An 11,452-nucleotide genomic window follows, 5' to 3' on the forward strand; every position below is an offset into this window, starting at 1 on the left:
TCGCCAGGCTCTCACCTGGTCATCGCCGGTCTCCCACCGGCCCCGGGAGCCGGCTCCGGCGTCTCAGGAGCCGGTGCCGGTCCGCCCCCAGTCCGGCCCTGCCTTGTCCCAGGCCTGGTCCCAGCGGTCGTAGCGCCGCTGGACGATCCGCCAGACGACCAGCCGCCTGGCCCCTTCGACGAGTCCGGCCACCGCCACGGCGGCGCCTATTCCGGCCAGTGCCGCGTGCGTGCTCGCGGTCGCGTCGTCCAGCGGGCGGCCGACCACCTGGCCGCGCTCGTCCGTCCAGAGCCGGAAGCGGTCGCCCGGGTCGGGGGACCGGAGGGAGGCGAACACCGTGCCGGAGTGCGCGGTGCCGTCAGGGGCGGTCCATTCGGCGAGCACACGGCTGTGCCTGTCGCGCGCCGACGACGTCTCGGGGTCGGGGTCGACCGGGGGTCCCGACACCTTCTTGACCACCGTGCCGACGACTTCGTGCCGCACCTCGTGCTGTTTGCGCACCGACTGCTGCAGCGTGTCCCGCGAGGCACCGCCGATCGCGAAACCGGCCAGCGGCGCGGCGACGGCGATGAGCAGCACGGCCGCACAGGCCACCCAGGCTTCGACGAGGTCGGTCCTGCGGCGCAGCGGATTGTGCCGCCAGCGCCAGAGTCCGACGAGTGCTCGCACAGTCCTGCACCCCCTTCCGCCTTCCGCGTCCGTCATAACCGCGTACGGCACGGATCACGCGTCGACGGGGAGAAGAGAGAGGCACATCACTCTTCTCATCCTCGCTCAACGTCCGTGCCGTGCCTTCGAGTTCCCGGGCTGCGGACCTTCAATCGAGGACGGTGAACGCGTCACCGATCCGGATCGATCCGGTCGTTTCCGGCACCAGATTCTGGCCGAAGACCAGCTGGTCACCGAAGCGGCGGTGCTGGGCGAGCGTGCGCAGCGGCTCCTTGCCGCGCTCCGCGCTGCGCTGGTCGGTGGTGGTCACCACGCAGCGCCCGCACTTCTTGACCACGCGGAAGGTGACATCGCCGATCGCGACGCGCGACCAGTCGTCCTCGGCCCAGGGCGCCGTCCCGTCCACGACCACATTCGGCCGGAAACGGTTCATGGGCAGCGGCCCCTCGTCGGAGTGATCGCCCTGGGCGATGAGCGAGTTCAGGGCGTCGAGGGAGGAGAGCGTGGTCAGGAGCAGGGGATACCCGTCGGCGAAGGAGACGGTCTCGCCTTCGAGGGAGTACGCGGGATCGATGGGGCGCCGGGTGGCGGGGTCGTCGAGGTGGACGAGCCGGACGTCGGTGTCCAGATAGGCGCTGAACCACGCGTGCGCCGCCGCGTCGGCGGGCACCGCATCGACCTTGTCCTTCCAGATCTCCACCGTGAGGGTCTCGCCGGAGGGCGGCACGGCGACCGTCAGCGGCTCAAGGCCGGGCGCGGACATGCGTATGCCGCCGCCGGGCAGGAGCTCGGCGGTGGCCAACGCCAGCCTCGGATGCGGCCGTTGCGTGATGAGTTGCCCCGCGCTGTCGACCAGCATCCACCGTCGGTCACCCGCGAGCCCCCAGGGCTCGACGACGGCCTCACGCGGAGCGTGTCCCCCGACCGCCTTGAGCGGGTAGAAGTGGATCGAGTGCAGCGCTGGATTCGGCATGCCGCCATCCTGCCAGCAGCCGCTGACAGGGACGCATGCGGGCGAATCAGTAGCCGCGGTAGGGGCGGTTGTAGGGGTCCTCGTACGTCGCCGGGGCGGGGCGGGGTGCCGCGGGGCGCATGGCCTCGTAGCCCGTACCGGCCGGGGGACGCTGTTGTTGCTGCTGCTGGGGGCCCGGGTAGCCGCGCGGTGCCGATGGCTGCTGCGGGATGTACGGCGCGGGCGCCTGCTGCAGCGGTGCGGGCTGCTGCGCGTAGCCGTACGGGGGGTTGTGGTGGGACGGGGCTGCGGGCAGCGCGGGCAGGGCCGACTGCAGTGCGGGCAGGTGACTGCCCGTGTCGTACGCGGAGGGGACCCGGATCGGGGCGATCTGAGGAGTACCCCGCTCGGCGACAAGGGAGTCGTAGATCGGAGTGTCCGGGAAGGACGGCGCGGAGTAGTAACCGCCGCCATAGGTGGAGCGGGGGGAGGTCATGACACATAAGTTAAGCCCTTGATGTGCTGGTTGGGGAGACCGATAAGAGGGTTGTTTTACGTGCCGGTAGTGACCTGGAGTCCCCAATGCGAGCGAACTTAGGAAAAATCGGTCGCGCGGCGGCGTAGGGATCCTGTAAAAGCCAAGCTCCGTACGGGTTACCGGCGGTCGACGCACGGTTGACGTGAAGGCCGTGCGGCGGGGTGTCGTCGAGGGACATGGGCCTCCCAGGGGTCCGGGTAATAGGTTGGTCATGAACGGGACGGCGGTCCGGCCGGAAGTGGCGGCTTGCGATGCGAACTTGTGATGCGAACTTGTGATGGGGGCGGACATGACAATGCCTAAAGGATCGAATGTTCCCGTGCCGGCACCTGCCGTACGGGTCGAATTGGGATGGGCTTCAGGAGCCGGGGTGCCGGACGCCGACGCGTCGGCCCTGCTGCTCGCCACGACCGGGAAGGTCCGCTCGGACGACGACTTCGTCTTCTACAACCAGGCGGTCCACTCCTCCGGAGCGGTGCGCCACGAGGGCAAGAAGGCGGACGGCGGCCGGGTGACCGACGCGCTCGTGGTGGACCTCGCGCGCGTGGAGCCCGCCATCGAGACCGTGGTGCTCGCCGCCTCGACGGACGGCGGCACCTTCGGCCAGGTCCCCGGCCTCTTCATCCGGGTCGTCGACGCGGCGAGCGGCGCCGAGATCGCGCGTTACGAGAGCGAGGACGCGACCGTGGAGACGGCGTTCGTCCTCGGCGAGCTCTACCGCCGCCAGGGCGCGTGGAAGTTCCGCGCCGTCGGGCAGGGGTACGGCAGCGGCCTCCAGGGACTCGCCACCGATTACGGGATCTCGGTGGACGAACCGCAGCAGGCGCCGGCGCCCGCCCCTGCCGCGGTACAGCCTCCGCCGGCTCCCGCGGCCCCGGTTCAGGCCCCGCAGCCGCCGGCCCAGGCGCCCGCCGCCCCCGCGGGCCAGCCCGTGCGCCTCACCAAGGTCACGCTCACCAAGGACGCGCCGTCCGTCTCGCTCACCAAGCAGGGCGGCACATCCGGAGCGATGCGCGTGAACCTCAACTGGGAGGTGCGCAAGCAGTTCAAGGGCTGGGCCAGCAAGCTCGGCCGTGCCGTGGCGATGCACGCGGACCTCGACCTCGACCTGTGCGCCCTGTACGAACTGTCCGACGGCCGCAAGGGCGTCGTCCAGGCGCTCGGCAACGCCTTCGGATCCCTCGACCAGCCCCCGTACCTGCTGCTCGACGGCGACGACCGCACCGGAGCCGTGTCCAGCGGCGAGAACCTCACGGTCAACCTCGACCACATCAAGGACTTCAAGCGCATCGTCATCTTCGTGACGATCTACGAAGGAGCGCGCAGCTTCGCCGACCTGAACGCCACGGTCACCCTGCAGCCGCAGCACGGCGCCTCCATCGACTTCTCGCTGGACGAGTGCACGGTGCCCTCCACGGTGTGCGCGCTCGCGCTGATCACCAACAACAACGGCGACCTCTTCGTCCAGCGCGAGGCCCGCTATCTCGTGCCCGAGCGTGGCGTGAGCCCGCAGCGCACCATCGACTACGCGTACAACTGGGGCATGAACTGGACGCCCGGCAGGAAGTAGCCGCCTTCGAGGGGGCGCTTCACCGCTGTTCGGGAGCGGGGTCGGGGCGGGTGTACGTCCGCCCCTTCCACGCCGCTCCGCGCCCCCTGTAGTGCTGCACCGCCGAATCCACCGTCATGAGGAGATAGAGGAGAGCGGTGAACGGCAGCAGGGGAGCGAGCCAGAGAGTCTGCCGGTAATAGCGCAGCATCGGGAGGTACGTCGCCGTCATCACGCACCACGCGGCCCCGCCGAGCGCGGCGGGCACCGCGCGGCCGGTGAGCAGACCGCCGAACAGCACGGCCGGGGGCGCCAGATAGATCAGGGCGAGCCCCAGGACCGTACCGAGCAGGATCAGGGGACTGTGGCGCAGTTGGGCGTAGGCGCTGCGCGAGACCATCCGCCAGAGGTCGCCGAGCCCGGGGTAGGGGCGCACGCTGTCCACGCGCTCCGCGAGGCCCAGCCAGATGCGGCCGCCCGAGCGCTTCACCGCCCTGGCGAGCGTCACGTCGTCGATCACCGCGTGCCGGATGGAGTCCGGGATCCCCGCGCGCTCGGCCGCGGCCGTGCTCACCAGGACGCAGCCACCCGCCGCCGCGGCCGTGCGCGAACCCCGCTCGGCGATCCAGCGGAACGGATACAGCTGCGCGAAGAAGTACACGAACGCCGGGACGACGAGCCTCTCCCACCCGGTCGCGACGCGCAGCCGCGCCATCTGCGAGACAAGTGCGAAGCCGGCCGTCTCCGCCGCGGCGACCAACTCCCGCAGACTGTCCGGCTCATGGGCGATGTCCGCGTCCGTGAGCAGCAGATACCGCGGCTCACGCGCGCGTGCCAGGGCGATTCCGTGGCGCACGGCCCACAGCTTGCCGGTCCAGCCGGGCGGCGGCTCACCCGGTGATCCGACGGTCAGCGGCAGGCCGCCGTGCCGGTCGGCAAGGGACCGGGCCAGTGTCCCGGTGCCGTCCGAACTCCCGTCGTCGACAAGGAAGATCTCAGCTTGCCCCGGATAGTCCTGCGCGAGCAGCGAGGGCAGGCTGTCCGGCAGCACGGCGGCCTCGTCACGAGCGGGGACGACGACGCAGACCGAGGGCCAGGTGTCCGGGTCGCTGCGCGGCGGCAGCCGCAGGTCCGTGCGCCAGAAGAAGCCCTGCCCCAACAGCAGCCACAGCCAGGCGGCAAGCGATGCGACGGCGGTCCACACAACGGCGTCCATCCGCCGCAGTCTGCCCCACACCACCGGGCGCCGCAGGCCCATCGACTATGGTGACCGGGTGAAGATCGCGCTCATTGACTCCGGTATCGGCCTGCTACCCGCCGCGGTGGCGGTGCGTCGTCTGCGGCCGGACGCCGATCTTGTCCTCTCGTCGGACCCCGACGGGCTGCCCTGGGGACCGCGCACCGCCGAGGACGTCACGCAGCGCTCGCTCGCCATCGCCGAGGCGGCCGCCGCGCACCGGCCCGACGCCCTGATCGTCGCCTGCAACACCTCTTCCGTGTCGGCCTTGCCCGCCCTGCGCGCCCGGTTCGAGCCGGACCTGCCGATCATCGGGACCGTACCGGCGATCAAGCCGGCCGCGGCGGGCGGCGGGCCCATCGCCATCTGGGCGACCCCCGCCACCACCGGAAGCCCCTACCAGCGCGGCCTCATCGAGGAGTTCGCCGGTGGCGTCGGCGTCACCGAGGTGCCCTGCCCCGGCCTCGCGGACGCCGTGCAGTCCGCCGACGAGGCGGCCATCGACAGGGCGGTCGCCGCCGCGGCTGCCCTCACCCCGCGTGATGTAAGGGCCGTCGTCCTGGGCTGCACCCATTACGAGCTGGTCGGGGAGCGCATCCGCGCCGCCCTCCAGCAGCCCGGACTCCCGCCCCTGGTCCTGCACGGCTCGGCCGGAGCGGTGGCCGCCCAGGCACTGCGCAGGGCCGGGCAGCTCCCCGGCACCGGCACGGAAAGCGGCGCGGAAGGCGGCCTGACGGTGATCCTGAGCGGCCGCGCCGCCGAGCTCCCCCTCGCCGCCCACACGTACGCCGAAGGCAGGCTGCTCGCGGCGGCGGCTCCCGCCCGCTGAGGCCCCGCCCCGCCCCCGCGTACAGAGCGGTCCCGTCCGTACAAACGGAGTGGTAACGCTCCGCGATGCCGTGCCTTCCCTCCGGAACGTCGGTACTCTCGGTCGCATGAGGGACCACACTCACGGTGAGCGGGGCAGCACAGAGGCCCCGCCGGACGTCTGGACCGGAAGCGCGACCAACCGCGTGCAGTGGCTGCTGGCGCTCGCCGGCGCCCTGTGCCTGGCGCTGGGGATCGAGCTGGCCGTCGACAACATGTGGACGTCCGGGATCGCGGCCCTCGCCATGTCGGTCGTGGGGTGCATCGCCGCCGGACTGCTGATCCTTTTCGGCACCCTCGCCTTCGTCCATGTCGCCGTGAAGGTCGACAAGGACTGCCTGGAAGTGCGCTGCGGGCACATGGGCGTGCCGCGCCGCCGCATCCTCCTCTCCCACGTGGTGGGGGCCGAGTTCGCGCAGGTCGTCTGCCCCAGACAGTGGGGCGGCTGGGGTTACCGCTCGCGGCCCGACATCGGCACGGCCGTCGTGGTCAGGCGCGGTGAGGGCCTCGTCCTCAGCCTGGGCGACGGCCGCAAGTTCACGGTCACCGTCGACGACGCCGAAGCGGCCGTCCGGTTCATCCGCCGCCGCCTGTCCACGGTGCGGAGCCCGGCGGCCTGATCTGCGCCTGTTCGTCGCCCAGCGGGCGCGCCGTGGCGATGCCCGCGAGATAGCCCGCACCCGTCGTCACCGCCGTGAGGCTCAGCGCGTTGCCGACCGAGGCCACGGAGGCCAGCGCCGTCAGGGCCGCGCCCGCCGAAAGGACGACCTGGGTGGAGCGCGGCGAGCGGTACAGGGCGTACAGAAGCCAGCAGAAGACCGCCGCGAGGAGACCCACGCCCACCAGGCCCTGCTCGGCAGCCTGCTGCCACAGCGCCGAATGGGGCTTGCCGTCGGCAAGGAGATGCTCGGCCACCGTGGGGCTGGCGTCGGCGAACCGGCCGGGGCCGACCCCGAGCGCCGGTTCCCGGCCCGAGAGCGCGAGCGCGTCCTGCCACAGCTGGACCCGGTGCCCGTCGAGCTGCCCCTCCAGGGACGCGCTCAGCCCCTCCGGAAGTACGTCGTCGGCGATCGCCCACGTCAGTGCGGTCACCACAGCCGTCGCCAGAGCGAGGCCCGCGAGGCCGAACACCCTGCGCCGCATCAGAGCGGTCGCCAGCGAACACAGCAGGATCCCGGCACACGCCACGAAACCGGCCACCGAACCGAGCACCGCGGCGGCCACCATGACCCCCACGGCCAGCAGCCGCATCGCGAGCCGCGCCGAGGGCCCGCGGGCGGCCCATGCCGCGGAGCAGGCCGCCCCCGAGGCCAGGATCAGGAGCGCGGCCGTGGCGCCGGTGTGGCCGAGCGGCGCCGCGCTCACGGGATCGGGCGAGAGCTGCGGGGCCGCCGCCGCGAGGCCGACCCCGACCAGCGCACCGGCGCAGGGCGCGGCGACCGGCAGCAGCGCACCGCAGATCCGCCCGCCCGCGTACCCCGCGGCCACGGCGAGCACCGCGAGGAGCACGCCCTCGGGACGGCCGCCGTGCACTCCCGCTGTGATCAAGGTCCAGGCCGCGCACACGCCGAGCAGTGCGCAGCCGGTCGCGTCGGACGCGCTGCGCCGCTCGTACGTTCCTGATGGCCCCGCCGTCGCGGCCGTCCCCGCTGTCCCCACCCCGTCGCCCCCCGCCGTTTGACGGGCCCCGAACGCTGTGGCTCGATCCGGCCGCAGGTCAGGGACTCGGGCACACCGTAGTCGCTGGGACCGTGAGATGTGGACATCTTGCGCAGGAACGATCCGTCGATCGTTAGGCCGAAGCCTTCAGCGACCGGCGACCGGCGCCCGCGGTGGCGGGTGCAGCACCGGCAGCCGGGCACGACCGTCCTGTCTCAGTCCACGTGACGCGCCGTAGACTCCCCGAGTGACCGCCACCACCACCTCCGTAGACGAGTCGGAGCAGCTCGGACCGCGGCCCGCGCCCACATCGCGCGGGGCCCGCTTCCTGCGAGCGCTCGTCCCGGCCGCCGCGGCGGCACTCTCCGGAGTGCTGCTCTACGTCAGCTTTCCGCCACGCACCCTGTGGTGGCTCGCCCTGCCGGCTTTCGCGGTGTTCGCGTGGTGTCTGCACGGCCGCAGCTGGAAGGCGGGCCTCGGACTCGGCTATCTCTTCGGCCTCGGCTTCTTGCTGCCGCTCCTGGTGTGGACCGGAGTGGAGGTCGGGCCAGGACCCTGGCTTGCGCTCGCCGCCATCGAAGCGATGTTCGTCGCCCTCGTCGGAGCGGGCATCACGGCCGTCTCCCGGCTGCCCGGATATCCGCTCTGGGCCGCCGCCCTCTGGATCGCCGGTGAGGCGGCACGCGCGCGCGTGCCCTTCAGCGGATTCCCGTGGGGGAAGATCGCCTTCGGGCAGGCGGACGGTGTCTTCCTGCCGCTCGCCGCGCTCGGTGGCACCCCAGTACTCGGGTTCGCGGTGGTCCTGTGCGGCTTCGGCCTGTACGAGGTCGTCCGGCTGGTGTACGCCGCCCGCGGCACCCGGGGCGTACACCGCGGCGCCGCGGCCGCCGCCCTGCTCAGCGTGCTCGTACCGGTCGCCGGCGCCTTCGCGGCGCGCCCGCTCGTCAACGACGACGCCGAGGACGGCACCGCGACCGTCGCCGCCATCCAGGGCAATGTCCCGCAGGCCGGCCTGGAGTTCAACGCCCAGCGTCGCGCCGTCCTCGACCACCACGTGCGCGAGACCGAGCGGCTCGCGGACCGGGTGAAGGCGGGCAAGGCGAAGCAGCCCGACTTCGTCCTGTGGCCGGAGAACTCCTCCGACATCGACCCGTTCACCAACCCCGATGCCCGCGAAGCCATCGAGCGCGCGGTCAAGGCGATCGGCGCCCCCATCTCGGTGGGCGGGGTCGTCGAGACCAAGGAGGGCAAGCTCTTCAACGAGCAGATCCTCTGGGACCCGAAGAAGGGCCCCACGGACACCTACGACAAGCGGCAGATCCAGCCCTTCGGCGAGTACATCCCGATGCGCGGCATCGTCGGCTTCTTCAGCAGCGACGTCGGCATGGTGCGCCAGGACTTCAGCCGCGGTTCACAGCCCGGTGTCTTCACCATGGCGGGCACGAAGGTGGGCCTCGCCACCTGTTACGAGGCCGCGTTCGACTGGGCCGTGCGCGACACCGTCACCCATGGCGCGCAACTGATCTCCGTACCCAGCAACAACGCGACGTTCGACCGCAGCGAGATGACCTACCAGCAGCTGGCCATGTCGCGGATCCGCGCCGTCGAGCACAGCCGCACGGTCACGGTCCCGGTGACCAGCGGCGTCAGCGCGATCATCATGCCGGACGGCCATGTCTCGCAGAAGACGAAGTGGTTCACCGCCGACTCGCTCGTCCAGGAGGTGCCGCTGCGCTCGTCGCAGACCCCGGCCACCCGGCTCGGCGTCCTGCCCGAGGGCATCCTCGTGCTGATCGCCGCCGGCGGTCTCGGCTGGGCGGTGACGGGCGCCGTGCGGGCCGGGCGCACCCGTCAGGCCGGTTAGGGTCGACGGCATGGCAACTCCTGACTTCATCCACACGATCCGGGCCGACGCGGGCCAGCAGTTGTTGTGGCTCCCCGGGGTCACTGCCATCGTCTTCGACGACGAGGGCCGAGTGCTCCTCGGGCGGCGCTCCGACAACGGCAAGTGGTCCGTCATCGGCGGCATCCCGGACCCGGGGGAGCAGCCCGCGGCCTGCGCCGTGCGCGAGGTCTTCGAGGAGACCGCGGTGACGTGCGTGCCCGAGCGCGTCGTGCTCGTCGAGGCCCTGGAGCCGGTGACGTACCCGAACGGCGACACCTGCCAGTTCATGGACATCACCGTGCGCTGCCGCGCCACCGGCGGCGAGGCCCGCGTCAACGACGACGAGTCACTCGAAGTGGGCTGGTTCGCCGTCGACCAGCTGCCCGACCTGCACGAGTTCGGGGTCTTCAGGATCAAGCAGGCCATGGCGGAGGAACAGCCCACCTGGTTCGACCGCTCCTGAGCCCGATTCGACCGCCCTGAGCCCGCCGGGACGGAGGTGTCAGCCCGCCTTGATCATGTCGGCGCACTTCTCGCCGATCATCATGGTGGTGATGCACGGGTTGACCGCGGGCAGGAACGGCATGACCGACGCGTCGGCGACGCGGAGCCCGCTGACGCCCTTGACCCGCAGTTCGGGGTCGAGCGGCGAGTCCGCGTCGTCCGTCGCCCCCATCCGCACGGTGCCCGCCGGGTGGTAGACGGTGTTGTGGGTCTGGCGGATGTAGGCGAAGAGCTCGTCGTCGGTCGTGGCCTCGGGGCCCGGCGCGAGTTCGGTGCCCGCCCAGTCCGCCATTGGGGCCTGCGCCGCGATCTCCCGGGCGAGCCTGAGGCCGTACGTCATCACGCGGATGTCGTGCTCGTGCGTGAAGTAGCGCGGGTCGACCATCGGCTTGTCGCGGAAGTCGCGGGTGCGCAGCCGGACCGTGCCCATGGAGCGGGCCCGGGTGACGTTCGGGGTGAGGCAGAAGGCGTTGTCGGTGGTCGGGTAGCCGCGCCGGTAGGTGTTCATGTCGAAGGGCACCGAGCCGTAGTGGAACATCAGGTCCGGGCGGTCGAGGCCCGGTTCGGTGTCCGCGAAGATGCCGATCTCCCACCACTGGGTGGAGGAGGTGACCATCGGCTGCTTCGCCTCCCACATGATCACGCCCTCGGGGTGGTCCTGGAGGTGCGCGCCGACCCCGGGGGAGTCCACCCGCACGTCCACGCCGCACTCCCGCAGATGCCCGGCGGGGCCGATCCCCGACAGCATCAGGAGCTTCGGCGAGTCGATGGCACCGCAGGACACGATCACCTCGCGGCGCGCCGTGACGCTGCCGCTGTGAATGGTGTCGGGCTCCAGGTACTCGACGCCCGTACAGCGTCGGTTGTCGTCGAACAGCAACTGCCTCGCCTGGAGGCCCGTGCGTACCTCGAGGTTCGGCCGCTTGCCCAGGATCGGGTGCAGATACGACACCGATGCGGACGAACGGGTGCCGTCCGGACGGGAGTTGATCTGGAACCAGTGGGCGCCGCGCACCACCGTCCTACCGGTGTTGAACGGCGTGGTGGGGATTCCGGCCGCCGCGCACGCCTCCAACAGGGCTGAACCGCAGGGGTCGTTCGGCGGGACGTTCATGATGTTCACCGGGCCGGAGCGGCCGTGGTGGTCGCCGGGCGCCTCGTTGGTCTCCAGGCGCTGGTAGAGGGGAAAGCAGTCCGCCGCGCTCCAGCCCGTACAGCCGAGTGAGCCCCACTCGTCGAGGTCCTCGGCAGGGGCCCAGAAGGCGATGCAGGAGTTGTGCGACGAGCAGCCGCCGAGCACCTTGGCGCGGGCGTGCCGCATGAAGCTGTTGCCGTTCTCCTGCGGCTCCACCGGGTAGTCCCAGTCGTAACCGGACTCCAACAGGGCCATCCACCGGTCCAGTTGCAGGACGTTGTCGTCGCCGACGTCGGAAGGCCCTGCCTCCAGTACGCAGACGCTGACGTCCGGGTCCTCGGTCAGCCGCGCGGCGACGACGGCGCCTGCCGTGCCGCCGCCGACCACCACGTAGTCGTACTCGGACCGAGGGCTCTTAGCGGGCATGGTGACTCCAGATCAGCGACGGATCAGCGGG

The 11,452-nt window shown here is 71.6% G+C and carries 11 protein-coding genes; 5 read left to right on the top strand and 6 right to left on the bottom strand.

Features of this window, described 5'->3' with window-relative positions; all coding sequences use genetic code 11:
- Nucleotides 1-63: 63 nt before the first annotated feature.
- The 3 genes from ACIBCK_RS07725 to ACIBCK_RS07735 form a co-directional block, all read right to left on the bottom strand.
- The gene (locus ACIBCK_RS07725; RefSeq protein WP_399387731.1) at nt 64-669 is read right to left on the bottom strand and encodes a hypothetical protein; all 606 of its coding nucleotides are present in this window, start codon (nt 667-669) and stop codon (nt 64-66) included.
- Between the two features lie 148 nt (nt 670-817).
- The gene (locus ACIBCK_RS07730; RefSeq protein WP_399387733.1) at nt 818-1,642 is read right to left on the bottom strand and encodes an MOSC domain-containing protein; all 825 of its coding nucleotides are present in this window, start codon (nt 1,640-1,642) and stop codon (nt 818-820) included.
- A 46-nt stretch (nt 1,643-1,688) separates the two neighbouring features.
- A complete protein-coding gene (locus ACIBCK_RS07735; RefSeq protein WP_399387735.1) occupies nt 1,689-2,117 on the bottom strand; it encodes a DUF6643 family protein in 429 nt (142 codons plus the stop codon).
- Between the two features lie 319 nt (nt 2,118-2,436).
- Between ACIBCK_RS07735 and ACIBCK_RS07740 the strand changes: the two genes are divergently transcribed.
- Nucleotides 2,437-3,729 (top strand): TerD family protein, encoded by a 1,293-nt coding sequence (locus tag ACIBCK_RS07740; RefSeq protein ID WP_399387737.1) that lies wholly within the window; start codon nt 2,437-2,439, stop codon nt 3,727-3,729.
- A gap of 19 nt (nt 3,730-3,748) precedes the next feature.
- Here ACIBCK_RS07740 and ACIBCK_RS07745 read toward each other — a convergent pair whose 3' ends face one another.
- Entirely contained in the window at nt 3,749-4,924 is a 1,176-nt protein-coding gene (locus ACIBCK_RS07745) for a glycosyltransferase (protein ID WP_399387739.1), read from the bottom strand.
- Nucleotides 4,925-4,982: 58 nt separating this feature from the next.
- Here ACIBCK_RS07745 and ACIBCK_RS07750 point away from each other — a divergent pair, with 58 nt between their 5' ends.
- Together ACIBCK_RS07750 and ACIBCK_RS07755 are read left to right on the top strand one after the other, a co-directional pair.
- Nucleotides 4,983-5,774: a glutamate racemase gene (locus tag ACIBCK_RS07750; RefSeq protein ID WP_399387741.1), complete on the top strand. Its 792-nt coding sequence runs from the start codon at nt 4,983-4,985 to the stop codon at nt 5,772-5,774.
- A 106-nt stretch (nt 5,775-5,880) separates the two neighbouring features.
- On the top strand, nt 5,881-6,432 hold the full coding sequence (locus ACIBCK_RS07755) for a hypothetical protein (protein WP_399387743.1): 552 nt from the start codon (nt 5,881-5,883) through the stop codon (nt 6,430-6,432).
- On the opposite strand, the gene ACIBCK_RS07760 is transcribed toward ACIBCK_RS07755, so the two are convergent.
- Nucleotides 6,389-7,471, bottom strand: a complete 1,083-nt coding sequence (locus ACIBCK_RS07760) for an O-antigen ligase family protein (protein WP_399387745.1) — start codon at nt 7,469-7,471, stop codon at nt 6,389-6,391. The two genes, ACIBCK_RS07755 and ACIBCK_RS07760, sit on opposite strands and share 44 nt — an antisense overlap.
- A 247-nt stretch (nt 7,472-7,718) precedes the next feature.
- On the opposite strand from ACIBCK_RS07760, the gene lnt reads away from it, so the two are divergent.
- Both lnt and ACIBCK_RS07770 read left to right on the top strand, forming a co-directional pair.
- Nucleotides 7,719-9,335: an apolipoprotein N-acyltransferase gene (lnt, locus tag ACIBCK_RS07765; protein WP_399387747.1), complete on the top strand. Its 1,617-nt coding sequence runs from the start codon at nt 7,719-7,721 to the stop codon at nt 9,333-9,335.
- 10 nt (nt 9,336-9,345) lie between these two features.
- Complete coding sequence (locus tag ACIBCK_RS07770) at nt 9,346-9,819, top strand: NUDIX hydrolase (RefSeq protein ID WP_399387749.1); 474 nt, start codon at nt 9,346-9,348, stop codon at nt 9,817-9,819.
- Nucleotides 9,820-9,858: 39 nt separating this feature from the next.
- Here the strand turns inward: ACIBCK_RS07770 and ACIBCK_RS07775 are convergent, their stop codons facing one another.
- The gene (locus ACIBCK_RS07775; RefSeq protein ID WP_399387751.1) at nt 9,859-11,421 is read right to left on the bottom strand and encodes a GMC family oxidoreductase; all 1,563 of its coding nucleotides are present in this window, start codon (nt 11,419-11,421) and stop codon (nt 9,859-9,861) included.
- Nucleotides 11,422-11,452 lie beyond the last annotated feature (31 nt).

Origin of the sequence: Streptomyces sp. NPDC051218 (genome assembly GCF_044455475.1) — a bacterium.
Lineage (GTDB): Bacteria > Actinomycetota > Actinomycetes > Streptomycetales > Streptomycetaceae > Streptomyces.